The sequence below is a fragment of the Vibrio sp. YT-18 genome (assembly GCF_033337345.1).
Classification (GTDB): Bacteria; Pseudomonadota; Gammaproteobacteria; order Enterobacterales; family Vibrionaceae; genus Vibrio; species Vibrio alginolyticus.
The window spans coordinates 163,795-186,000 of the sequence record NZ_JAWOQO010000009.1 but is presented as its reverse complement, the minus strand read 5'-3'; the positions used below and the strand labels follow the sequence as shown (position 1 = coordinate 186,000).

Below are 22,206 nucleotides of genomic sequence, written 5' to 3'. Positions count from 1 at the left end.
TAGACTTCACGCTCAGTGCAACAAGCATCATGATTGCATTCTTAAAGGACAATTACCCAATGAACATCAAGGGATCATTATGAAGTTTATCCGTTGGATTTTAGGCAAGGTTATCTTATTGCTGAACGTGGTGTTCTCACCTCGTGGTATTAAGCGCACCGCAGAAGAACAGCAACGTATTGATGAAAAAGCGAAACAATACGCACTTTACCAATTTGAAGCCTGCCCTTTTTGCGTAAAGGTCCGCCGTGCAATGAAGCGTCAATCGGTGAACATTGAGCTACGTGATGCAAAAAATAACCCGACTCATCGAGCTGAACTAGAGCAAGGTGGTGGGCGAGTTAAAGTCCCTTGTCTTCGTATCGAAAAAGATGGCGAGACACAGTGGTTATACGAGTCATCTGACATCGTCGCTTACGTTGAAAAAGAATTTGCCTAAGTTCCCCCTATGAACATTGGCGGATGTAAAAGAGGCACCTAACGGTGCCTCTTTTCTATTTTTTCTAGCTAAATGTTGCCGTGCGAGCTTTCCTTATTCAGTCTTCTTACTCAACTCCGAACTTAAACTCCACTAAGCAAATAACGGGTATGCGAGAACAACACAACGAAGATTACCGCCTAACGTCTGCGTTATTCATCCACGATCAATGTTAGCTCTACGCGCCGATTGCAAGCTTTACCACTCGCTGTCGCATTGCTGCACTTCGGTACATACTCTCCGAAGCCTCTAGAAAACACTCGTTGACGTGGAATACTCGTCGCCAATAGTTGTTTTTCTACTTCACGAGCTCGCTTTTCAGATAGCGTGTCATTGAAGCTTTCAGCTCCCGTGCTATCCGCATGACCATCAATCACGACATCAACATCAGTTCTTCCAGCCAGATAGTGACCAATGTTTCGAATCCAGTCTTGAGATTGAGCAGATAACCGTGCAGAGCCCGTTTGAAAATGCACTTGCTCTTTCAAACGTATCATCAGGTGACCACCACTGAGCGTCTCGTGAGGAATGTTATGCCTGCTCAGGAACATTTCCAGAGAGGTCACGTTTTGCGACTTTTTTACTGACGCCCTCGCCGTTTGATATGAACGAGGGGAAGAAGCCACATTGGATACGCTCGGGTATCCCCATTCTGGGTGTCTCAGCTCAGTGTTTGATTTAGGAGCTGTATCTAAAATGTTCCCACCTGGGACCATATCTTGATCGAGGCTACTGCACCCGGCCAGAATGCCACAAACAATTAATAACCAATGCTTCATACCATTACCAACGTAGAAAAACTCTTGTTCATTGTGTCGACAAAACACGCCGAATCTTTAGCGCTTTTGTCCACCGATTGGTTTGTCTATGCAGCGTTCATGCCACTGGAGTCAATGCAAAATCATCTCTCAAATAAAAAGCAACACTAAAATACCCTACCCTTACAGCCCATACGTCAGGCAAAGTCTGTTACCAATGGTCTCACTTTATTGTTATTTAATGGTTTTAGTCACTATCGTTAACCGATAAACTAACGCAAATTTCTCATTTAGAGCACTACTATGTTAAAAACCATATCGAAAGGCTTTGCTGTTGTTGTTGCCGTAATGGCTTTGTCGGCATGCGATAGCGGCAAGAGTCAGCCTCAGCAAGGCAAACAATACGAAGTTTTGCCAGTATCCCTTGAAGAATATGATTTAGCTCCCCTGACTGAAGCATTCTCTTTAACTTGTGGCCACTGCCGCTCAATGGAAGAGTTTGTCCCTCAAATTGAATCATTGACCGATCAAAGCGTTGAAAAAATGCATGTAACGTTCAATGAAAGTGCACAAGTGAGCGCCATCATCTTCTATACTGCCGTAATGCAGCTTGAATCAACACCAGATAAAGCGTTTATGGCAGATCTTTTTACTGCTGTGCAAATGGGTGCCGATGCAACGGCTGAGGAACGCCAAATCGCTGTTGAGAAAGCCTTTGAGTCTCGCAACCTTATCAGCCCTTACCATTTAGATGAAGCACAGCAAAAAGCGCTGTTTGAGTACATCACTAAGGCAGAAGCGATCACCACGCGAGGCCAAATTAACTCCGTTCCAGCCTTTATCGTAAACGGAAAATATCAAGTGATTACTGGTGGTCATGACAGCGTTGAAGCCATGGCAGAAACCATCAACTTTTTGCTAAAACAACCTAAATAGACAAGGAGATTACGTGTCTAAATTTTTGTTTCCTCTTATTATTTTTATTTTGGCGGGCTTTTTCATTTACCGTACTTGGACAAACCATAAAGTAGCAGATGAAAACTTTGCCAAAGGCCAAGCATTCTTACTAGAAAATGCGAAAAAAGAAGGCGTCATCACAACAGAAAGTGGCCTTCAATACATGGTTCTTGAAAAAGGCGAAGGTGAGGTTCACCCAACGGCAACAAGTAAAGTAAAAGTACACTACCACGGCACCTTGATTGATGGCACGGTATTCGATAGCTCTGTTAATCGTGGTGAGCCGATTTCATTTGGCCTTAACCAAGTCATTAAAGGCTGGCAAGAAGGTCTACAATACATGGTAGAAGGTGAGAAAATCCGCCTTTTCGTACCAAGCACGCTTGGCTATGGTAAGAGTGGCTCTGGCCCAATTCCACCAGCAAGTGTTTTGATCTTTGATGTTGAACTGCTAGAAATTCAATAAATCTAGAAAGCTTTGTCTTAAAGCCAAAGTATCAAAACCAAAAACGCCGCGAACCACGCGGCGTTTTCTGTTTTAAGAGAGGTTAAAAACCAATATAGTGATCCGAAAGCAATGCAATGAACAACGCCAAAAGATGATAGATAGAGAATTTAAACGTCTCCATCGCGGTATTTGGCTCTGGTGCATATTTTAGCTTCCATGCATGGTACATAAAGCCAGCATTGAGGAGTAGCGAGGCAAAAAGATACACCACGCCGACCATACCAACCAAAACCGGTAGGACACAAACCAAAGTCAATAGCACCGTATACAACAGAATAGAAGTTTTGGTGTACTCAATGCCGTGTGTCACTGGCAGCATGGGAATATCTACCTTGCGGTAATCCTCGACACGATGAATAGCCAGAGCCCAAAAATGTGGTGGCGTCCAGATAAAAATGATCATCACGAGCAGCCAAGCATTCGCATGTAATTGCCCTGTTACAGCAGTCCAACCGAGAAGAGGCGGCATCGCACCGGCAATCCCTGCAATGACGATATTTTGGGGCGTAGCACGTTTGAGGTACATTGTGTATACCATCGCATAGCCGAGCAAACTCATCAAAGTCAACCATGCCGTCAGCGGGTTGACCATCGCATAGAGAAGTACAAACCCTAAGACACCTAAAACTGTAGCGAAGGCTATCACCGATGATGGTTTAGTCTCACCCGATGGCAATGGTCGTTTATGTGTACGTGCCATTCTCGCATCAATTCGGCGGTCAATTAGATGATTAAACGCTGCCGCAGACCCGGCCATCAGACCAATCCCCGTTAGGCCAACTACCGCCTGCAACCAGGGGAAATCATCAACTGGGGCTAAGCTCATCCCTACTACTGCCGTCACCAACATTAACGCCACCACTTTAGGTTTCGTTAACTTCAAATAAACGGAACTTAGTCGCTTTCGCCCATTTAACGACAGCGCGATTTCTTTACTCATAGCGAACTCCTTTCGCGGTGTAATTCCAAGCCGTTTTACCCTGCCACAAGTAAAACTGGCTAACACAAACGAGACTCAACATAACAGCGGCACCGAGGTTGTGCGCCACCGCGACATAGATAGGAAGTTGAAATACTACGTTGCTTACACCCAGCATAATTTGGCACACCAGAGTGAATAACAACCACCCTCCGATTCTCTGTGAATGATGAGAATCTTGCCTCATAAGCCCAATACTATAAGCCAATACCACGGTGGCGGTAACAATAGCGCCTATACGATGAGTGACGTGTATAGTCATTCTTGCCGGATACTCCAAGACACCAAATTCATAATTCTCGAATCCAGTTTGCCAGAAAGAAAACGCTTCTTTCCATGAGAGATGGCTCATCCAGTCTCCCTCACAAATCGGCAGTGTGGTACACATCAGCGCAGCATAATTTGACGAAGTCCATCCTCCAAGGAGCACTTGCACCAAAACAACCAGAAAAACCAACAATGAAAAGCCTCTCAGAGAGCTAGAAGATGGAGAGAAATAGAGATTGTTTTGCGCTTTTAATTGGCAGTAAAAAATCGCCTGTAACGCCAATAAAACAAAACCACCGAGCAAGTGAAGCATCACGATGACGGGCATTAATTTAAGAGTAACTGTCCACATTCCCAAAAGTGCCTGCCCAATCACCAATACGCTGAGCAACATCGGAATGGTTGAATTTACACGCTCAGACCTTATTGATATCGCTGCCATCGCAAAAATGACTAAACCTAACGTTCCTGCAAAATAGCGATGAATCATCTCAAGCCATGCTTTCTCATGCTCTACTGCCCGCTCGGGGAAGTTCAGGTTAGCACGTATGACGTCTTCTTCTTGATGCGGCACAGAAAAGTGCCCATAACAACCAGGCCAATCCGGGCAACCTAACCCTGCATCTGAAAGGCGAGTATATGCCCCTAACATGATCACCACGAGAGTTAGCAGCAAACTGAATCTAACCAACTGAATTAATTTCATATGCACTTCCTCTAACCGACTCGTGACAGTTTTAAGAGCTTGCGTAAGTCCGCCAACATACCTTTATTCAATAGGACTAAGTCCTCATTTGGTTTCGGCGAGTAAGACATCACCAGTTGCCCAAGAGGATCAACGATCAACATTTGCCCAGGTTTCACTTTTGCGGTAACCAATTCATTCATTTGCATCGCTAACATCGATACTTCCATGGGATCTGAATGCTCAGTCTGCCAAACGACTGGCACTACTCGCTCTTGATACTTACCTAAAGCAACATGACTTTGCTGAAGCAGGTAAAGCTGCTGTTTACACTGTTCAGTGCATTCGTTAGGCAATACATAAGCGAGTTGCCAACCATGGTCTTTGAGAGGTGACTCTTGACCAAGCTGCTCTAACGTCGTGTATGGTTCGACTAACTCGCCTCTATTGGTCACTCCGCTTTGATACCACCCTTGTGTGAGAATGACTTTTGCAATGACAGCGGGAAGCGCGAACGTACAAACCAGCGCAATCAACATTAGTCGTCCTTTGGTTACTTTAGATGTCATGCTTCACCTCCATGTGACGCAACTTTTTTTGCCAACGAACAAAAACAATTAAAGTCAGTATTAAGAAAACACCTGCCATCGAAAACCATTGAATCGAATAGCCAAAATGTTTGGCACTATTGAGTGGTAATGGATTCCAAGGAAAGTCATAGGGCCAACGAGTTAAATTGTCTGGCTGCAAGACTGCGGGCATAAGTTCAATATTCAGTAGCTGATTCAATTGCGCGATGTTTAGGTTTTGCACGCGAATAACATCGCCAACTTCCGGCATTAACTCTGAGCTCAGTGGATTAGTAGATTTTCGGTACAGGCGTCCTGTGATGAAAATCGAATTATCGAGTTTGGTGACCGTTGGTAACATTGAGCGATCTGCTCTTCCCTCGACAAAACCAAGCTCCAATAACGCATAGGTACTAGGCTCATCGCTCGTCAATACAATCTGAAATGCTAAATATCCCACACTGCCTTGATGCGTTTGGTTGTCTAACAAAATTACGGGAAACGCCTGAGGAACAACATTAACTTCCACTTTTTTCCCGAGGATACTTTCCTCTCGCCAGTCGTTGTCTTCAAGAACGACGCTTAGTGCTTGGTACGCACTATCCGCACGCGCGAGAATGGCTTGTTCCAATGCTTGTTTTTCTTGCCCTCTCTCAAACTGCCAAAAACCCAGTTTGACCAAAAGAGAAAACACAACCACAGTTAAACCAACTGCAACCCAAAACCGTTTCGATAGCCATAATTGTCTTGATAACAACAATGATGAAACCGGAGGTGCCATGTCCACCGTATTTCTATTCAAACTGACGCTTGTCCTTTTGCTGCTTTTCATTATCTTCAACCTCGCAAAAGCGCTTATCGAAATGGTTCGTGAAGACCCAGATAATCCTGAAAAAAGAGACAAACCCATGAGTCATTACTTAGGCCGTCGAGTCATGTTCTCCGCTTTGGTGGTCGTCCTTTTGCTTATTGCGCTCAGCTCGGGTTGGCTAGCACCAAACCCTCGCCCTTATTAGTCGAACCAAGAGTTCACACTGCGCCTAAAGTACGTAAACAAACACAAACAGACATAACCAAACCACATCCACGAAATGCCAATACCAGCTGCCGGCTTGAAAGGCAAAATGGTTCTTTGGCGAAAAGTGATCTTTAGCGATTCTGAACAGCAGCACGATCAAGAAGATAGTCCCAAGACAAACGTGTAAACCGTGGAACCCCGTCAACATGAAGAACGTGTTACCGTAAATACCGGACTGCAACGTGAGCCCTATGTCTTGATAAGCATGAACATACTCAACCGCTTGGTAATATAGAAAAAAGCCAGCAAGTACGATGGTTATCTCTAACCAAACAATCAGTGCCGTTCTTTTGTCTTGTTCAAGGCTTATATGCGCCATATGTAGCGTAATAGACGACAATAGCAGCAAGATAGTATTGGTAAGGGGTATGCCCTGCCACGGCATAGCTTGTGTTGTTTCTCCTCCCGGTGTCAGTGTGAGTGGCCACATCGCTTCGAAGGTTGGCCACAGGACTTCGTTAGTCATGAAGTTATTATCTGCCCCACCTAACCAAGGCACAGAAATCATTCTGGCGTAGAACAAGGCACCAAAAAAGGCACCAAAAAACATCACTTCAGAAAAGATAAACCAGCTCATTCCTTGGCGAAAAGAACGAGTAATTTGCGAGCTGTATTTTCCACTCAGTGATTCAGTAATCACATTACTAAACCAACCAGCCAACATGTAAAGCAAGAACAAGAAGCCCACCGCTAGCACAATGCCACCAATGGTTCCCACTGCACCGTCACTTTGTGTCCCCTGGACGGTCATGCCCGCGCCAACAGCAACCAAAAACAGAGCAAATGCACCGATGATCGGCCAGCTACTTTGAGCGGGAACATAATATGTTCCTGGCTTGTTACTCATAATTTCTCTCCTTACTGACCAACCTTGGTCTGTATCTCTCTCCCTGAGTGGCTAAGAGCCTGTAGGAGGGGGAAGTTTATAGAGTGTGTAAGACAGCGTTAACGTGTGTATAGACTCAGGCAAGTCCGGTTCGATATAAAAAATCAACGGCATTTGAGCTTGCTGTTTACCATCCAGAGGCTGCTGGTTAAAACAAAAACACTCAATCTTATTGAAGTAAGCAGCTCCAGTCCCGGGAGAAACAGAAGGAACGGCTTGCCCCACCAACTTCTGCCCGCTTTCATTAAATGCAAGGTATTCAGTTTGCACAACTTCACCTGGGTGAACATCCATCGAAATCACTTTGGGTCTAAACTCCCAAGGCATATCTGGGCTTACATGCGCCATAAACTCCACGCGAATAGTTCGGCTCATGTCCGGCTGCATACCTGTCGGTTGAATAGCGGCCACTTCACTTGTCTTTCCATTGATTCCCAATGCGTCGCACATCACGTCATAAAGTGGGACCAGTGCATAGCCGAAGCCAAACATTAACAGGGTCGCCAAAAGCAACTTCACTGTGAGCTTCTTGTTTGATGGATTCGGTTTCATGTCACTCACCCCACTCTTTGCTAGTCAATCTTAGGCGGTGTAGTAAACGTATGATGTGGCGCAGGGCTTGGCACTGTCCACTCTAAGCCCTCCGCACGTTCCCACGGTTTTGCAGAAGCCTTTTCCCCGCCACGAATACACTTGATCACCAACCATAAGAAGATCAGTTGTGACAACCCAAATGCAAACCCACCAATTGATACTATTTGATTAACATCAGCAAACTGAATGGCGTAATCCGGTATGCGCCTTGGCATGCCTGCTAAGCCTAGGAAGTGCATTGGGAAAAACAGGACATTGACGGAAATAATTGAGCACCAGAAATGCCATAAACTCAGCTTGTGGTCGTACATATTGCCCGTCCACTTAGGTAGCCAGTAGTATGCCGCTGCCATGATCGAGAATACCGCACCAGATACCAACACATAATGGAAATGGGCAACCACGAAGTAAGTGTCATGATATTGGAAATCCGCCGGCACAATCGCCAACATCAGTCCCGAGAAGCCACCAATGGTAAACAGCACAATAAAGGCAATGGCAAACAACATTGGCGTTTCAAATGTCAGGGCTCCACGCCACATGGTGGCAACCCAGTTAAAGACTTTAACCCCCGTTGGTACCGCAATCAGCATAGTGCAATACATGAAGAAGAGCTCAGCAAAAACTGGCATCCCCGTGGTAAACATGTGGTGCGCCCACACAAGGAAAGATAACAATGCAATGCTGCACGTCGCGTAAACCATCGAATGATAACCAAACAGCTTCTTACCACTGAAAGCAGGCAGAATGGCGGAGATGATTCCAAACGACGGTAAAATCATGATGTACACTTCTGGGTGACCAAAGAACCAAAAGATGTGTTGGAACATTACCGGGTCACCACCACCAGCTGCGTCAAAGAAGCTAGTCCCGAAATATTTGTCAGTAAGAACCATGGTCACCGCACCCGCTAATACCGGCATAACCGCGATCAACAAGAAAGCGGTAATTAACCAAGTCCAAACAAACATTGGTAACTTGAACCAAGTCATTCCCGGAGCTCGCATATTTACGATCGTCACGATAACGTTGATCGCGCCCATAATGGAGCTGATACCCATGATATGAACAGAGAATACAAACAGCGCAGTGCTATCCGGGCCATAAGTCGTGGACAGCGGAGCATAAAACGTCCAACCAAAATCAGGACCGCCGCCAGGTAAAAACAACGAGCTCAACAAGATGAGAAATGCAAAAGGTAAGATCCAAAAGCTCAAGTTGTTCATGCGCGGTAGCGCCATATCTGGAGCGCCGATCATCATCGGGATCATCCAGTTAGCAAGACCCGTAAATGCTGGCATCACCGCACCAAATACCATTACTAAACCGTGTACCGTGGTCATTTGATTAAAAAACTGCGGATCGACTAGCTGTAGCCCTGGCTGGAACAGTTCGGCACGAATGATCATAGCCATCGCACCACCTGTTAGAAACATCGCAAAGCTAAACCAAAGGTAGAGGGTGCCTATGTCTTTATGACTTGTAGAATACAACCAACGAGTGATGCCCTGGGGGGCATGATGCTCGTGACCATCATCAATCGCAATGGTACTGTTCGCACTGGCTTCTGCTGGCACAGACTTCACTGCCTTATCTATTGGCTTACTCATATTTCCTCCTTAGCACTGCCTTGTGCCTTAAAGGCATTCACATCGGATGCTTGCACTGTATCGCCAGTATCGTTGCCCCATGCATTTCGTTGATATGTGATAACCGCGCCAATTTCTTTGTCACTTAACTGATTAGAAAAAGCCTGCATTGCGGTGCCCGGGCGACCGTTGACAATAATATCTATGTGCTCTGTAACATCTCCGGTTGCAATAGGACTGCCTTTAATCGCGGGAAATGCACCCGGAATCCCCTCACCATTTGCCTGATGACAGACAGCGCAGCGCGCCGTGTATATAGACTCGCCTTGCGACATCAATTCATCCATAGATAAGTCTTGAGAGAGCGCTTCTTGTGCCGCCGCTTTTTGAAGTGCGAGTTCTTCCTTCTTACTCGCTAGCCATTCATCGAACTTCTCTTCTTCCATCGCATGCACCACCACTGGCATAAATCCGTGTGCACGACCACATAGCTCCGCACACTGACCGCGATATACGCCTGGCTCATCAATTCTTGTCCATGCTTCATTAATAAAACCTGGAATGGTGTCTTTCTTGACGGCAAAGTCCGGTACCCACCAAGAGTGAATGACATCATCAGAAGTCATCAAAAAACGCACTTTGCGATTCACAGGCAACACCAAAGGGTTGTCTACTTCCAGTAAGTAATGTGCGCCTTTAGCTTCGATTCCATCAATTTGTTTTTGGCTGGTGGCAAGCAAACTAAAAAACTCAACATCTTCGCCAAAATAGCTGTAATGCCATTTCCATTGCGAGCCTGTGATCTTGACCGTGATATCCGATTGGCTTGTGTCTTCCATTGCTACTAGAGTTTTTGTTGCGGGAATCGCCATAGCGACAAGAATGATGATGGGTATGACCGTCCAAATAATTTCCACTTTTGTGCTTTCATGGAAATGTGCGGCAACTGCTCCTTTTGACTTGCGATGACGGAAGATGGAATAGAACATCACACCAAAAACAATCAAAGCAATTACACAGCAGATATAGAAAATCAGCATATGTAATTCATACACTTGCCCACTTATCTCTGTGACCCCTTTTGTCATGTTGTAGTCATTTTCCTTTGACCAACCAAAAGAGGAAAATGTGATTAAAATCACATTCAGTGATAAGGCTAGAGTAGTCGTTAATCTTTTCAAAAGATCTCTCCTCTGCTCAGCCGCTACGCCTACGCGAGCTTCCTTGCGTCCCGATGCAAATATCGAACAACTTTACGAAAAATCACAAAAACTACGATTTCGACACGGTTTGTTATATTTATGTTAAAAGGCTAGTTATAGTTCCAAGGTTCTTCAAGAAATTAAATATGATTAAATTTTGTTCGGATAAGAAAAATTAATTCGGTTTATCGATTGCCCTCTTTGAAATGTAATTGAGAACCATTTACATTGATTTAAAAGAAAACATTGAGATACTTACCAAACGAAGTGTCCAAGAAAGTAGGCTCCCCCTACTAAGGAATGACTGATATGACAGCACTAATTACGCAATGGCTAGAACGAGACCCTGATCCTAAGACTCGTGAAGAGCTACAACACCTCGTCGATACGAACAATGAACAAGAACTTACTGATCGCTTTGGCTCACGCCTTGCCTTTGGTACTGCAGGCTTACGTGGCAAAGTGGGCGCAGGTCCAAACCGAATGAACCGCTTGGTGATTCAAGAGACCGCCACTGGTTTAGGGAACTATTTGCTTGAGAAAGTCAAAGATGCCGCGAGTCGTGGTGTCGTTATTGGCTACGACGGTCGTCCCGATTCAAAACAATTCGCGCATGATACCGCATCCGTACTGACGGCCCTTGGTATCAAGGTTTACCTAACGTATGACGTTGCAGCAACCCCAATTGTCGCGTTTGGTGTCCGTACATTGAATGCAGCGGCCGCTGTTGTTGTTACTGCCAGTCACAATCCACCAGAATACAATGGCTTTAAAGTATATTGGGAGAATGGCGCACAGATTATTCCTCCGCACGACTCTGGAATCGCAGCGAAAATTGATGACGCAACAACGAAGCCATTACCTTTAATGTCTCTCGATGATGCAAAACAGCACGGTTTGTTAGTTTGGTTGGAAGACGACTACTACCAAACTTACCGTAAGACAATGAATGAAAACGCGCTGCTTACTCCTGACAACAATACCGATATATCTATTGCTTACACCGCAATGCATGGCGTTGGCGCGAATATGGCGGAAACGCTACTTGCCGACGCAGGCTTCCAAAAAGTGGCAAGTGTTAAGGAACAGCGCGAACCTGATGGAAGCTTCCCAACCGTCAACTTCCCAAACCCTGAAGAAGCCGGTGCAATGGATATGGTGATGGCGTTAGGTAAGTCCGTAGATGCCGATATCGCTTGCGCGAACGATCCAGATGCAGACCGTTTTGCCGTGGCAGTTAAACGCCCAGATGGCGAGTATCAGATGTTAACCGGCGACCAAGTGGGTTCACTGTTTGGCGATTACTTGCTGGAACAGCAACCTAACGCTTTGGTTGGCAACACCATCGTATCCTCAAGAATGCTGAGCAGCATCGCTAAGGCACATGGCGCACAATACTATCAAACATTAACTGGCTTTAAATGGCTTACTAACGTTGCCATGGAACAAGAGACAGAAACCAACCCATTCTTGTTTGCTTATGAGGAAGCGCTCGGTTATACCGTGGGTAACAAGGTGTGGGATAAAGATGGTTTATCTGCAATCGTCGCGTTTTCACAGCTAACAGGCAAGCTTAAAGCGCAAGGCAAAACACTGTGGGATAAACTGGAAGAGCTGTACCGCGAGCACGGTTTCTACTTCAACGCACAACGCAGCATCGCTCTCGACCCGAACTCTCCACCAATCGGCGACAAACTCCGAGCCAATCCACCAACAGAGATTGCTGGTAAAAAAGTTGCAGTAACCGAAGATCTTAAAACATCGGTTCGCATGTTTGACGACGGCTCTGAAGAATCCATTGACTTACCAGCAAGTGACGTATTGATTTATCACCTAGAAGATCAATCACGCGTGATTGTTCGTCCTTCTGGTACTGAGCCAAAACTAAAATGTTACTACGAAGTCATCAACCTCTTCCCTGCGGATATGAGCTATGAACAAGCACAGCAAGCAGCAGAAGCGAAGATGAACGAACTTATCGACGCGCACCAGCAAAGTTTGTAAGTCAAAGAGAAACATAGATATTTGATACAACAAGAGGCGCAAATTCGCGCCTCTTTTTTGATTTTCACTAGAACAAGTCAAGCTAACCCGTGCTTTCCCTAGCCTACAATTTCCTTTTGTAGAAAGTACTTGTGGATGCCCTCTGCAGGATAGCCTGAGTACTGCCCCACTTTCTCAAAACCCAATTTGAGATAGAACTCAAGAGCTTGAAAGCTGTAGGTATCCAAATAAACATGGGTAACCCCATGAGGCTTTACTTTTTGTTCTAGCATCGACATTAATTGGCTACCGAGACCAGAGGTTCGACTTTCAGCGTCTACCCACAAAAACTCAACAAACACCGTATTTTTAAACATTTCGCCAGTCAAGCCACCCATGATCTTGCCATTCTCATCTTTTGCGAAACAGCCTACAGCATGCACTTCCCCTTCAGGTAAATGCAGTCGGTTATAAGATCGAATACCTTCACGAACAAAATCAAGGTCTGTTTGATCTGGATTTAAACAAAATTCAAGCTTCATATATCCTCTCCTTAGGAAACACCAATATCCTAAAACAAAAAGCCAGCAATTGCTGGCTTTCTGATGGAATATGATAACTTTACAAGGCGAAACTACTCAGCATCCACAACGCCAGAATAACAAACACTAACCCCATTAGTTTATGCTGATACGTGCGGAATTTTTCGTTCTCGAGCAGCCCTTTGCCCAATGTGCCTGCTAACCCAACAAGTAATAAATTGAATGACAAGCCAAGAACGTTCAACAATAACCCTAGCGCTAGCATCTGCTCACCGGAAGATGCCGTGATATTGCTTGAGACAAACTGCGGCAAAAACATCACAAAAAAGACCAAGGCTTTAGGGTTGAGCAAATTACTCATCAAAGCACGTTGATAATAAGTTGATGCTATTTTGTTTTGACCATCAAGCTCTGGAGCCGAAGATGCCTCAGCTCGTAAGCAGTCCCAACCCATTTTTAACAAGTAAGCGCCACCTAGTAGATGAAGGACTTTAAGGGCTATTGGGCTCATGGCAATCAGGGTAGATACTCCCATCGCAGCAAGCAAAGTAAGAATAACACCAGACGTCGCATTGCCTAAGCTAGCAAAAAGACCGACCTTCTTACCGTAACTCATACTAGAGCTCGCTATCAGCAACATATCGGGCCCTGGTAACAGTAACAAAGCCACTACTGCGGTGAGATAAACAGGAAGTACAGATAAATCAATCATGATGGAACCGCTTTTCTACAACAAGGCGGCGAATGTTATACCAACAAAATGACACCATCCAGCCCAAAATAGCCAAGATAATTCAAAAAATAAAAATCATAGTTTGCCCAGCTGAAAAATTGCAATCAATTCGCCTGTTTATCAAAATCGAATAGCAATTTTGTACAAAAATAAGCACGATGGATCCGTTACACTTCTAAAATGATTTTCTTGAGCAGACCGGATAAAGATGAAAGAAAAGAATAAGGAAATCGCTACCTTCAAGATAGCTCAAGAGCTCGGCGGTTTAGAACTTCTCGATGCAAAGTATGAGAAGCAGAATTTTTCACGCCATAGCCACGAAGGTTACACTATTGGTGTCATCGAAAAAGGGGCACAACAATTTTTTAGGACGGGCGGGAATCATATCGCGCCACAGGACAGCATCATCCTTGTTAATGCAGATGAAGTACACAACGGGCATTCAGCCTCGGAAGGCGGCTGGGAATACAAAGCAATGTACCCCGTACCTCAGCAGTTTCAAACTTTAGGACAAGAGCTTGGCTCACCAAATGTAGCTCTGCCCTATTTCCCTCAACCTGTGGTTTACGATCCTGAGCTGGCTAGTCAGTTACGACTGGTATTTGAAACACTAGAAAAATCAGACAACCGTTTATTGAGAGAAACTTTGGTTTACGGCACGTTGATCAAGCTAGCCAGTAAACACAGCACTCATCGGGCACCACTGAAAGAGTCAACCAGAGCTCAGCGACAAGTGCAGCTAGTCAGAGAATTTTTGGAAGACTTTCCACAAACGGACGTCTCACTAGAAGAACTAGCCAAACTGTCTGGATTAAGCCCTTTTCATCTGCTGAGAGAGTTTCAAAAGCAATTTGGCTTTCCGCCTCATGCCTATCAAATTCAGCAACGTTTACGTATGGCGAAGAAGCTACTAAAAATGGGACAAAAAATTTCAGACGTGGCACAAGAATGCGGCTTCCATGATCAAAGCCATCTGCATCGACACTTTAAAAAAGCCATGGGCGTCACTCCCGGCCAATACGTCCGTCACAGCTAAAGCAGCAATATTGTACAAGGCGTTATGCGACTACCGAGCTATCTTGGTAATCTGATTTAGGAATAAATAAGAAGAAACTATGGACCACACTTTGCCGTTACAAAAAGAATCAAAAGCCACGCTATTTTGGCAAGGTACACTTGCGATGATGCCTTTGAGTATCGCAGTGCTCCCCTGGGGCTTACTCGCAGGCTCATTCGCAATTGATACTGGGCTTCACCCTTTGGAAGGACAAGCACTATCCGCCATTTTGTTCGCAGGTTCTGCACAGCTCGTCGCGATGGGAATGATTAAAACGGGAGCAGGTCTAGTGACCATGTTACTGACAACGTTTTTTATCACCTCTCGACACTTCCTCTACAGTGTATCGATGCGCAGTAAAATTGCACCGCTTCCTCTAAAATGGCGATTATCACTCGGCTTCTTACTTACTGACGAGCTGTTTGCGATTGTAGGCCACCATTCCGATAAACAATTTAATCGCTGGTATGCACTTGGGGCTGGTCTGAGTTTTTACCTGTTTTGGAATGTCGCGACATTGACGGGCATTATTGCGGGAAGTCTAATCCCTGAACTGAACGAAATGGGTTTGGAATTTGCTGTAGCCGCAACTTTTATCGCGATAGTAGTACCCACCATTAAAAATGCAGCGGTGCTCGCGAGTGTTATTGTGGCTTTGGTGAGCTCAGTTGCCCTAACCTATTATCAAATTGAGGGAAGTTTGATGATTTCAAGCATTTTAGCCATGCTTACTGGTTACTTTGTGGAACAAGTAAAGGAGAAACGCTAATGATCATGTTGGCTATTTTGCTGATGACGGTACTTGTTTTCACCAGCCGCTACTTGTTTTTAGAACCCAAGCTACCATTGCGATTAGGGACGCGCACTCAAAAAGTACTCAATTACGCTAGCCCCGCAGTACTGACTGCGATCTGGGCACCTATCGTTTTCATTCCCGATGGGGAGCTCAGCGTCAATGTGCAAAACCCATTTTTACTGGCTGCCGTACTGGCTGCTTTAATCGCGTATTTTACTAAAAATGTTCTTTTAACGACGGTTATCAGTATGGTGGTATTTCTCGTTCTGCGAATTTGGCTTTAATCCGCCAACCATTCAATCTCCAACAAGGTGACATCGCCACACTTTAATCGACCAAGGAAGATGTCACCTTCATGTACCTCACCAACGCCCTTTGGTGTACCAGTCATCACTACATCGCCATCTTGAAGTGTTGTGTAACTGGTTAATTCATCCAGGATAGTTAGCGGCGGATAGAGCATTTGGTTAACGTGACCTTTTTGTACACGAACACAGTTAATTAAGAGCTCAAGGTTAAGATCATTGATATCAATGTTATCCAAAGAGACAAACCGACTAAACACAGCAGAGCCATCAAATGCCTTAGCACGCTCCCACGGCAACCCCTGATTTTTAAGCGAGGATTGCAAACCACGCTTGGTCAGATCCAATCCCAAACCAACCGCTGAATAACGTCCATCCTTGATCAAAAAGCAGATTTCAGCCTCATAATGAAGGGGCTCTTGATGGAATGAACGCAGAGTTGTTGATACGGAAGTTGCGGGTTTATTAAATACCACCATTTGCTCAGGCATTACATTATTAAGCTCATGAATATGTTCAACGTAATTTCGTCCAACACAAAGCACTTTACCCACTTCTACTTTCTTTTCTTCAACTTGAATAACACTCATCATTCTTCCCTGCAAAACAAAAATCCCATCATAATCTAACCTATTGACTTAACGACACTAAATAGCAACCTCTAGTGTAAAAAATAAGACATTCACCCCGTTTTGAGTTTTGTATCATCTAATTGAAACAGCAAAGTATTTGTAAAACAAATAGACAAAAAAGCCAGCACGATGCTGGCTTTAGATCAATGAGCTGAATAATAGTTCTCGCTAAATCCTATTATAGGTAGTAACGAGCACCTAACGCCCATTTGTCATCAGTTTCACGACCATTGTCGTCATTTAGGTCAAACTGGTAACCCGCGTAACCAACAAATTTAGGCGTGAAGTTGTATTCTGCTTGTAGTGCCATTTCTTCACGAGCAGTTTCTGTTTTAGAGCTCTTAAACTCTTTACCTTCCACCATCTCATAGTTAACACTCAAGTTTAGGCTGTTTGCTAGAGCGTATGCGATGATCGCTTCGTACGCATCACTTTCTTCTAAACGGTCGCCTTTTGCACTGAAGTTCATGTTTTCGTTTGAACCATAAACCGCAGCAAGGAATAGGCCTTGGCCGTACGCACCGTAAGATGCTGATACAACGTGTGATTCCGCCGTGTGCTTACCTGCATATGCAGGGTGCTGGAAATCGCCGCCATTGTAAGAGTAACCGATTTTAGCGCCCATGACTGAGTAAGAAAGCGCAGCTTGCACACGGTCATCGTATTTAGCACCGCCAGTTATAACTCCAGCATCGTTGCGCGTGTAATCATCGTTTGCACCCTGCCAACCAAGACCAAAGTTGATCACACCCGCTTCACCCAGCTCGATGGCATTACGGTAAGAAAGCATTTTATCCGCACGGCCAGTGCCAAGGTTTCCATGATCGTCATAGATGAAGTCGTTGGCAAACGCGATTGGCATATCTGCAATACCTGCGACATCGTAGTAAGGTGACCATTGCGTACCACCTACTGCACGACCATAAACCTCATGCGTTATACCTAAGTAACCTAGACGAGTTTTAAACGACTCTTCACCACCGTCTAAGTAGTTTAGCGCCCATTCACCACGTGCGTCTGCGGTGAAGCCATTACCCAAATCCTGTGTCGCAGAGATATTGATACGAGGAGAGTTAGTACCCACATCCGTGTCACCTTGCTCTGATCCATTTAAATTAACAGAAACGTGGCCGCCCATCGAAAATGTTGTGCCATCGTTATTATATAGTTCCACTGCAACTGCTTGAGTACCGAAGGTTGCTGCCGCGATTGCCGCTGCTAATAATTTTTTATTCATTTCTAAATCCATTACTTATTAGTTGGTTAGTCAGTTTTAGACCCGGCTTTGGTTCACTTTCGTAAAAACGAAATGATGAACAAAGAGAGGAATACAAAGGCTATCCGAGGCATCGTTTCCACCAGATTAGTTTTACCTTTGTGTAACAACTGCCGACACTTTATTTGATTAGTTCCTGACAACCGAGTGAAAAGATCTCAGACAAAACCTAAAAAGCAATCGTTTACTTAGCCTTCAAAAAATCGAGAAATAAAAACCTTACAATAAGAAATGCTTTAGAGAGAGTTAGCTCACAAATAGCTGATGATTCGCTATTTTTAGGCCAAACTTCCCTGCCAAATTGAAATGTTTACTTACATTTAGGGTCAAGAAACAATTCAGGAACTTTTTGAAAAAAACACAGTCTTTAACGGAGAGGAAAAAACCTCAAAAAAGATAAACCTTTCTTTTTATAAGTGGTATGAGAAGGGGCACTTATTCTCGCCAGCAATAAAAGTGCAATCAAATCATAACTTAACAGAAATCTATCTTTCATTTTCAGCCTTTACCTTAGCGTCATCAACACATCGGGCAAGAAAGCCCATCGATTACAACTAGGGTAATAAGAAAATGAAAAAGGCAGCACTAACTACTGCAATTCTTACAGCATTGGTATCAGCACCATCATTCGCAGCAACTGTATACAAAAACGACGGTACTGAATTAAAAGTTGGCGGCCGCGTTGAGTTTCGTGGTGACTTCATCGGTTCAGACGGTGCTGAAGTTGAAGGTTCCATGGAAGATAAAAGCCGTGCTCGTCTTAACCTAAAAGGTAAAACAGACATCGGCAACGGCCTTTCTGCTTTCGGTGTTTACGAAGCCGAACAAAAAACGGGCAAGAGTGAATTCAAAAACCGCTACATGTATGCAGGCGTCGACTCTGATATCGGTGCTTTCTCTGTAGGTCGTCAAGACATGGCTGCAGTCATCATCTCTGACATGACGGATATCACAGAATTCTCTGGTGTTCAGCAAGTTATTGATTCGTCTTCTGATAAGCAAGACAGCGTTTTCGCATACCGTGGTGCGTTTGATGCACTACAACTTCAAGCAACCTACCAAGCAAACTCTAGCGATAACGAAGATAAATACGGCATCTCTGGAATGTACTCACTACCAATGGGCCTCGACTTTGGTCTTGCATACTCTGGTGGCGATGTAGATAAAGATAACTCTGAAGATCAAATTCTAGGTGGTATCGCTTACTCGATGGACAACCTTTACCTAGCAGGTACTTATTCTCAAGGTTCCCTGACTGACTCTGAAGACTTTACGGCTTACGAGCTAGTCGCAAGCTACAAAGTAGCAAGCAAAGTGACACTTGCAGCTCTATACACAGCTCAAGAGAATGATCCAGACAACGGTTCAAAGTACGACACCGTTGAAGGTATCGAGCTTGTTGGTTACTACAAACTAAACAGCAACTTCCGTACTTACCTGTCTTACTACATCAACCAACTTGATGAAGCAAAAGATGCAACAACAGGTCTAGTAACAGAAGGCGAAGATACACTGCGCCTAGGCGTACGTTACGATTTCTAATTCACTCTTGTCCTAAGAGCGAGTCCACTTGGCCAGCACCTTTGCTGGCCATTTTTTATTTAACCCAACACAACTCGATAAGTTTTCACACTATCCAAGCATCGCTCAGCAATGAAAAACGAGCGTAACGACGCCTACTTCTGCCCTCTTTTAATGCGATTGATCACTAAGTTAGTGCATTTCATCTAATCGACAACATAGAAAAACCAAAAAACCATTTAAAATCAAACATATAAAAGTTGGCACGTGTTCTGCAATATTATTTATGCAAATGCATGGCAGCGTTTGTGCTTCTCGTTCTTTGTACCTGTTATAACAGGCACGTCCTTTGAATTGGTAATGTCGCCTCCCTCTGGGAGGCATTTTTTTATTGGCGCGAAAAACAATAGGACGTATGATCCCGCCACCTCTATCAAACTGGAATTTTTCAATTGAATCATCATCCTGTTCAAGGTGCGTCCTGGATGCTAACAGCTGGCTTGGCATTCGCCATAGTGAACAGCTTCGCCCAAATTGCTAGCATCAACTTTGGTGTCTCCTCTACCACATTTGCGTTATTCCAATATGCAATCGCCTTATTTGTTATTCTGCCCTACATACGTACACTTGGGATTAGACGTTCTTTAAGAACCCAACACTTTGGCTGGCATGCATTCCGCATTTTTCTCTCTGTTATCGGGATTCAACTTTGGTTATGGGCTCTCGCTTACCCAGTTCCAATTTGGCAAGGCATTGCACTTCTCATGACCTCTCCGTTATTTGCCACAGTTGGTTCTGGCTTGTTACTCAAAGAGAAAGTAGGTACTGCACGCTGGTTAGCGACATTGACGGGGTTTGTTGGTGCCATGATCATTCTTGAGCCTTGGGCAGACTCATTTACATGGGCGACCCTGCTCCCTGTTGGCGCCGCATTTTTCTGGGCAGCGTATTCATTAATGGTTAAAAAAATGTCGGTAAACGATCCGCCTTCAACCATGGTCGTCTATTTATTACTGCTGATAACGCCATTTAATATCTTGTTAGCGATACCGACGTTTACTATGCCAGATACGTGGACGATATGGGGTGTGCTTTTAGCCGCAGGTGCACTTACAGCACTCGCTCAATGGGCTATCGTTAAAGCATATGCAGTAGCAGACGCCTCATTTGTGCAACCATTTGATCACGCCAAACTGCCTTTGAATGTTGTTGCTGGTTGGTTGGTGTTTGGTTGGGTGCCACCTGGTCGTTTATGGTTAGGTGCTGCGATTATTATTGCATCTATTGCGTTTATTACGCATTGGGAAGCGAAAAAGACAAAGTTAGTTGAAAGAAAAATCTAATTTAAAAGTTCTATATTTTCAGGAAAGGAAATGAGGAACCCATATGAGTCAACCAATCAAAATTACACTGTATCGCTGGGCTGGTAGTTGGGGCCCATTCAAAGTCAATATTCCTTGTGGTGAATGTACATTAACCAAAGATATTTTAAAGGATACTTTTGAAAACGAACTAGCCGATGTGCCCGTTGAACTTGAAGTAAAAGATTGGTTATCGCACTGGTGGGAACCATTAAAAGCGGGGGCTTGGCATGCACCCATTCTTCTTGTCGAAGGGAAAGTTATCAGCCAAGGAGAAGCATTGAATCGGGGTGTGCTTTTACAGTCTGTTATTGCTGAGTGGGTAAAACGCGATGAGCTAAAAGGTAACATTGTTTATGGTAAAGCAACTTGCCCTTACTGTGTCAAAGCCAAACAATTACTTGACGAGGCTGGCGTTCAGTATGAGTACCATGATGTAGTTAAAGACAGCGCCGCCTTATACCGTATGATTCCTGAAGTAAAAGCCATCATTGGCGAAAAAACACCGGTAACAGTGCCGCAAATCTGGTTAGATGGAAAATATATTGGAGGCGCTGACGATTTAGAAAAGTGGTTATCAGCAAAGGGGCTAGATAAAGTGCCTAACAATGTTGTGGAGATACCAAGCCAATCCGCGTAATTCTAGATTTAAATGTCATCAGTCTTTGAGTAGCGTTTTGCCAATGTTGTGCAATATGTTGGCTACTTACTAACAACAAAACAGAGAAAAGCAAAAAGCCCTGATTTTTCAATCAGGGCTTTTTAAATTATTTCGCCAGTTTTTTAATAACACGAGCAAAAACAGAAGCTTTTTTCTTCTTCGCTTTACCGTAAAGCGCTTTGTGCATCGCGTCTTTTGCAATCATCTGGCCAATATAAGCACCACCAAGTTCGTTACCCATGACCTTCTCCTGAATGTATTGACTTAACTATGTTGTAATTTTACACCACAATTAGATAAAAACAAGACTCCAGTCACATTTATTTTGTAATTAACTTTCAGTTTGATTTTCGTGGATTTCTTGAAATGAGCGTCTATCGCTTAGGTTGTTGGTATGTTTTTCCCGCTGCGACGTACGTATCTTTCTGTTTGATTTCAAAGAATGTTTCAAAGAACCACGCAGCAAACTTGATCAAGTGATCGCCTTCATTCATGACGTGCTCTACGTATTCTTGCTCTTCTCCGGACTCATCTTCTTGAGTGGTAATATGGTAAATACGTTTCTCACCATCAACTTCTGCAAGGCCAAACTGACCCGTTAGGGATTGCGCCGCTTGTGCAACTTCTTCTTCCTCACACGCCTTCAAGATTTCAAGTGCCTTTGGCATGCTTTCTTGCTGAGTAATTTCTTTTACCAGTGTTTCAAATTCGTTTTGTTGCATTCTTTCACCTAACGATTAGAGATCGGATAGCCATTGGGCAGAAATGTATTCCAAGCTTGAGAGAAGT

The 22,206-nt window shown here is 44.3% G+C and carries 26 protein-coding genes; 11 read left to right on the top strand and 15 right to left on the bottom strand.

Annotated features, from left to right (window positions below; genetic code table 11):
* The first annotated feature begins 79 nt into the window (after positions 1–79).
* Complete coding sequence (locus R7M72_RS14440) at positions 80–439, top strand: glutaredoxin family protein (RefSeq protein WP_042521486.1); 360 nt, start codon at positions 80–82, stop codon at positions 437–439.
* Between the two features lie 191 nt (positions 440–630).
* On the opposite strand, the gene R7M72_RS14435 is transcribed toward R7M72_RS14440, so the two are convergent.
* Positions 631–1,257: an OmpA family protein gene (locus R7M72_RS14435; RefSeq protein ID WP_053308082.1), complete on the bottom strand. Its 627-nt coding sequence runs from the start codon at positions 1,255–1,257 to the stop codon at positions 631–633.
* A gap of 282 nt (positions 1,258–1,539) precedes the next feature.
* Between R7M72_RS14435 and R7M72_RS14430 the strand changes: the two genes are divergently transcribed.
* Complete coding sequence (locus R7M72_RS14430) at positions 1,540–2,172, top strand: thiol:disulfide interchange protein DsbA/DsbL (RefSeq protein WP_042521488.1); 633 nt, start codon at positions 1,540–1,542, stop codon at positions 2,170–2,172.
* Between the two features lie 13 nt (positions 2,173–2,185).
* Entirely contained in the window at positions 2,186–2,659 is a 474-nt protein-coding gene (locus R7M72_RS14425; protein WP_005375638.1) for an FKBP-type peptidyl-prolyl cis-trans isomerase, read from the top strand.
* A gap of 82 nt (positions 2,660–2,741) precedes the next feature.
* Here R7M72_RS14425 and cyoE read toward each other — a convergent pair whose 3' ends face one another.
* Genes cyoE through R7M72_RS14405 form a run of 4 tightly spaced genes read right to left on the bottom strand, consistent with a single transcriptional unit; the run spans position 2,742 to position 5,982 of the window.
* Positions 2,742–3,641 (bottom strand): heme o synthase, encoded by a 900-nt coding sequence (gene cyoE, locus R7M72_RS14420; protein ID WP_005385222.1) that lies wholly within the window; start codon positions 3,639–3,641, stop codon positions 2,742–2,744.
* Entirely contained in the window at positions 3,634–4,653 is a 1,020-nt protein-coding gene (locus R7M72_RS14415) for a COX15/CtaA family protein (RefSeq protein ID WP_033906821.1), read from the bottom strand. Before R7M72_RS14415 ends, cyoE begins: the two co-directional genes overlap by 8 nt.
* Positions 4,654–4,664: 11 nt before the next feature.
* A complete protein-coding gene (locus R7M72_RS14410) occupies positions 4,665–5,201 on the bottom strand; it encodes a hypothetical protein (protein WP_017635864.1) in 537 nt (178 codons plus the stop codon).
* Complete coding sequence (locus R7M72_RS14405) at positions 5,191–5,982, bottom strand: SURF1 family protein (RefSeq protein ID WP_031777208.1); 792 nt, start codon at positions 5,980–5,982, stop codon at positions 5,191–5,193. Before R7M72_RS14405 ends, R7M72_RS14410 begins: the two co-directional genes overlap by 11 nt.
* Here R7M72_RS14405 and R7M72_RS14400 point away from each other — a divergent pair.
* Entirely contained in the window at positions 5,981–6,217 is a 237-nt protein-coding gene (locus R7M72_RS14400) for a DUF2909 domain-containing protein (RefSeq protein WP_005375504.1), read from the top strand. The two genes, R7M72_RS14405 and R7M72_RS14400, sit on opposite strands and share 2 nt — an antisense overlap.
* Before the next feature lie 24 nt (positions 6,218–6,241).
* Here the strand turns inward: R7M72_RS14400 and R7M72_RS14395 are convergent, their stop codons facing one another.
* Genes R7M72_RS14395 through coxB form a run of 4 tightly spaced genes read right to left on the bottom strand, consistent with a single transcriptional unit; the run spans position 6,242 to position 10,529 of the window.
* On the bottom strand, positions 6,242–7,126 hold the full coding sequence (locus R7M72_RS14395) for a cytochrome c oxidase subunit 3 (protein WP_005385214.1): 885 nt from the start codon (positions 7,124–7,126) through the stop codon (positions 6,242–6,244).
* Between the two features lie 51 nt (positions 7,127–7,177).
* Positions 7,178–7,717 (bottom strand): cytochrome c oxidase assembly protein, encoded by a 540-nt coding sequence (locus tag R7M72_RS14390; protein ID WP_017821600.1) that lies wholly within the window; start codon positions 7,715–7,717, stop codon positions 7,178–7,180.
* Between the two features lie 20 nt (positions 7,718–7,737).
* Positions 7,738–9,369 carry a cytochrome c oxidase subunit I gene (ctaD, locus tag R7M72_RS14385; RefSeq protein ID WP_017635862.1) on the bottom strand — a complete coding sequence of 544 codons (1,632 nt, stop codon included), beginning with the start codon at positions 9,367–9,369 and terminating at the stop codon, positions 7,738–7,740.
* Entirely contained in the window at positions 9,366–10,529 is a 1,164-nt protein-coding gene (gene coxB, locus R7M72_RS14380; protein ID WP_005385208.1) for a cytochrome c oxidase subunit II, read from the bottom strand. Before coxB ends, ctaD begins: the two co-directional genes overlap by 4 nt.
* 330 nt (positions 10,530–10,859) lie before the next feature.
* Here coxB and R7M72_RS14375 point away from each other — a divergent pair, with 330 nt between their 5' ends.
* A complete protein-coding gene (locus tag R7M72_RS14375) occupies positions 10,860–12,554 on the top strand; it encodes a phospho-sugar mutase (protein ID WP_017635860.1) in 1,695 nt (564 codons plus the stop codon).
* Between the two features lie 98 nt (positions 12,555–12,652).
* Here R7M72_RS14375 and R7M72_RS14370 read toward each other — a convergent pair whose 3' ends face one another.
* Both R7M72_RS14370 and R7M72_RS14365 read right to left on the bottom strand, forming a co-directional pair.
* Entirely contained in the window at positions 12,653–13,075 is a 423-nt protein-coding gene (locus R7M72_RS14370; RefSeq protein ID WP_005375519.1) for a GNAT family N-acetyltransferase, read from the bottom strand.
* Positions 13,076–13,154: 79 nt separating this feature from the next.
* Positions 13,155–13,787 (bottom strand): LysE family translocator, encoded by a 633-nt coding sequence (locus tag R7M72_RS14365; RefSeq protein ID WP_017635859.1) that lies wholly within the window; start codon positions 13,785–13,787, stop codon positions 13,155–13,157.
* Positions 13,788–14,016: 229 nt separating this feature from the next.
* Here R7M72_RS14365 and R7M72_RS14360 point away from each other — a divergent pair, with 229 nt between their 5' ends.
* The 3 genes from R7M72_RS14360 to R7M72_RS14350 all read left to right on the top strand — a co-directional run bounded on the left by R7M72_RS14360 (position 14,017) and on the right by R7M72_RS14350 (position 15,945).
* Positions 14,017–14,844, top strand: coding sequence for an AraC family transcriptional regulator (locus R7M72_RS14360; RefSeq protein ID WP_005385198.1), 828 nt, complete (start codon positions 14,017–14,019; stop codon positions 14,842–14,844).
* 79 nt (positions 14,845–14,923) lie between these two features.
* Positions 14,924–15,634: an AzlC family ABC transporter permease gene (locus tag R7M72_RS14355; RefSeq protein ID WP_005375526.1), complete on the top strand. Its 711-nt coding sequence runs from the start codon at positions 14,924–14,926 to the stop codon at positions 15,632–15,634.
* On the top strand, positions 15,634–15,945 hold the full coding sequence (locus tag R7M72_RS14350; protein ID WP_005385193.1) for an AzlD domain-containing protein: 312 nt from the start codon (positions 15,634–15,636) through the stop codon (positions 15,943–15,945). The genes R7M72_RS14355 and R7M72_RS14350 overlap by 1 nt, the downstream gene beginning before the upstream one ends.
* Here R7M72_RS14350 and R7M72_RS14345 read toward each other — a convergent pair.
* Both R7M72_RS14345 and R7M72_RS14340 read right to left on the bottom strand, forming a co-directional pair.
* Positions 15,942–16,556 (bottom strand): fumarylacetoacetate hydrolase family protein, encoded by a 615-nt coding sequence (locus R7M72_RS14345; RefSeq protein WP_213893613.1) that lies wholly within the window; start codon positions 16,554–16,556, stop codon positions 15,942–15,944. The two genes, R7M72_RS14350 and R7M72_RS14345, sit on opposite strands and share 4 nt — an antisense overlap.
* Before the next feature lie 220 nt (positions 16,557–16,776).
* Positions 16,777–17,835 (bottom strand): porin, encoded by a 1,059-nt coding sequence (locus R7M72_RS14340; protein WP_086047288.1) that lies wholly within the window; start codon positions 17,833–17,835, stop codon positions 16,777–16,779.
* 609 nt (positions 17,836–18,444) lie between these two features.
* On the opposite strand from R7M72_RS14340, the gene R7M72_RS14335 reads away from it, so the two are divergent.
* The 3 genes from R7M72_RS14335 to R7M72_RS14325 all read left to right on the top strand — a co-directional run bounded on the left by R7M72_RS14335 (position 18,445) and on the right by R7M72_RS14325 (position 21,396).
* On the top strand, positions 18,445–19,416 hold the full coding sequence (locus R7M72_RS14335; protein WP_005375535.1) for a porin: 972 nt from the start codon (positions 18,445–18,447) through the stop codon (positions 19,414–19,416).
* A gap of 464 nt (positions 19,417–19,880) precedes the next feature.
* Positions 19,881–20,738, top strand: a complete 858-nt coding sequence (locus R7M72_RS14330) for a DMT family transporter (protein WP_315957229.1) — start codon at positions 19,881–19,883, stop codon at positions 20,736–20,738.
* Between the two features lie 43 nt (positions 20,739–20,781).
* Positions 20,782–21,396 (top strand): glutaredoxin, encoded by a 615-nt coding sequence (locus R7M72_RS14325; protein ID WP_315957230.1) that lies wholly within the window; start codon positions 20,782–20,784, stop codon positions 21,394–21,396.
* A 127-nt stretch (positions 21,397–21,523) separates the two neighbouring features.
* On the opposite strand, the gene R7M72_RS14320 is transcribed toward R7M72_RS14325, so the two are convergent.
* Both R7M72_RS14320 and R7M72_RS14315 read right to left on the bottom strand, forming a co-directional pair.
* Positions 21,524–21,658: a hypothetical protein gene (locus R7M72_RS14320; RefSeq protein ID WP_017635854.1), complete on the bottom strand. Its 135-nt coding sequence runs from the start codon at positions 21,656–21,658 to the stop codon at positions 21,524–21,526.
* A 133-nt stretch (positions 21,659–21,791) separates the two neighbouring features.
* Positions 21,792–22,139 (bottom strand): hypothetical protein, encoded by a 348-nt coding sequence (locus R7M72_RS14315; protein ID WP_005375501.1) that lies wholly within the window; start codon positions 22,137–22,139, stop codon positions 21,792–21,794.
* Between the last annotated feature and the right edge of the window lie 67 nt (positions 22,140–22,206).

Excerpts from the sequence above, each read along its gene's own strand:
- R7M72_RS14440 (WP_042521486.1), top strand. The coding sequence starts at position 80 with ATGAAGTTTATCCGTTGGATTTTAGGCAAGGTTATCTTATTGCTGAAC.
- R7M72_RS14435 (WP_053308082.1), bottom strand. The coding sequence starts at position 1,257 with ATGAAGCATTGGTTATTAATTGTTTGTGGCATTCTGGCCGGGTGCAGT.
- R7M72_RS14430 (WP_042521488.1), top strand. The coding sequence starts at position 1,540 with ATGTTAAAAACCATATCGAAAGGCTTTGCTGTTGTTGTTGCCGTAATG.
- cyoE (WP_005385222.1), bottom strand. The coding sequence starts at position 3,641 with ATGAGTAAAGAAATCGCGCTGTCGTTAAATGGGCGAAAGCGACTAAGT.
- R7M72_RS14415 (WP_033906821.1), bottom strand. The coding sequence starts at position 4,653 with ATGAAATTAATTCAGTTGGTTAGATTCAGTTTGCTGCTAACTCTCGTG.
- R7M72_RS14410 (WP_017635864.1), bottom strand. The coding sequence starts at position 5,201 with ATGACATCTAAAGTAACCAAAGGACGACTAATGTTGATTGCGCTGGTT.
- R7M72_RS14400 (WP_005375504.1), top strand. The coding sequence starts at position 5,981 with ATGTCCACCGTATTTCTATTCAAACTGACGCTTGTCCTTTTGCTGCTT.
- R7M72_RS14405 (WP_031777208.1), bottom strand. The coding sequence starts at position 5,982 with ATGGCACCTCCGGTTTCATCATTGTTGTTATCAAGACAATTATGGCTA.
- R7M72_RS14395 (WP_005385214.1), bottom strand. The coding sequence starts at position 7,126 with ATGAGTAACAAGCCAGGAACATATTATGTTCCCGCTCAAAGTAGCTGG.
- R7M72_RS14390 (WP_017821600.1), bottom strand. The coding sequence starts at position 7,717 with ATGAAACCGAATCCATCAAACAAGAAGCTCACAGTGAAGTTGCTTTTG.
- ctaD (WP_017635862.1), bottom strand. The coding sequence starts at position 9,369 with ATGAGTAAGCCAATAGATAAGGCAGTGAAGTCTGTGCCAGCAGAAGCC.
- R7M72_RS14375 (WP_017635860.1), top strand. The coding sequence starts at position 10,860 with ATGACAGCACTAATTACGCAATGGCTAGAACGAGACCCTGATCCTAAG.
- R7M72_RS14370 (WP_005375519.1), bottom strand. The coding sequence starts at position 13,075 with ATGAAGCTTGAATTTTGTTTAAATCCAGATCAAACAGACCTTGATTTT.
- R7M72_RS14365 (WP_017635859.1), bottom strand. The coding sequence starts at position 13,787 with ATGATTGATTTATCTGTACTTCCTGTTTATCTCACCGCAGTAGTGGCT.
- R7M72_RS14360 (WP_005385198.1), top strand. The coding sequence starts at position 14,017 with ATGAAAGAAAAGAATAAGGAAATCGCTACCTTCAAGATAGCTCAAGAG.
- R7M72_RS14355 (WP_005375526.1), top strand. The coding sequence starts at position 14,924 with ATGGACCACACTTTGCCGTTACAAAAAGAATCAAAAGCCACGCTATTT.
- R7M72_RS14350 (WP_005385193.1), top strand. The coding sequence starts at position 15,634 with ATGATCATGTTGGCTATTTTGCTGATGACGGTACTTGTTTTCACCAGC.
- R7M72_RS14345 (WP_213893613.1), bottom strand. The coding sequence starts at position 16,556 with ATGAGTGTTATTCAAGTTGAAGAAAAGAAAGTAGAAGTGGGTAAAGTG.
- R7M72_RS14340 (WP_086047288.1), bottom strand. The coding sequence starts at position 17,835 with ATGAATAAAAAATTATTAGCAGCGGCAATCGCGGCAGCAACCTTCGGT.
- R7M72_RS14335 (WP_005375535.1), top strand. The coding sequence starts at position 18,445 with ATGAAAAAGGCAGCACTAACTACTGCAATTCTTACAGCATTGGTATCA.
- R7M72_RS14330 (WP_315957229.1), top strand. The coding sequence starts at position 19,881 with ATGCTAACAGCTGGCTTGGCATTCGCCATAGTGAACAGCTTCGCCCAA.
- R7M72_RS14325 (WP_315957230.1), top strand. The coding sequence starts at position 20,782 with ATGAGTCAACCAATCAAAATTACACTGTATCGCTGGGCTGGTAGTTGG.
- R7M72_RS14320 (WP_017635854.1), bottom strand. The coding sequence starts at position 21,658 with ATGGGTAACGAACTTGGTGGTGCTTATATTGGCCAGATGATTGCAAAA.
- R7M72_RS14315 (WP_005375501.1), bottom strand. The coding sequence starts at position 22,139 with ATGCAACAAAACGAATTTGAAACACTGGTAAAAGAAATTACTCAGCAA.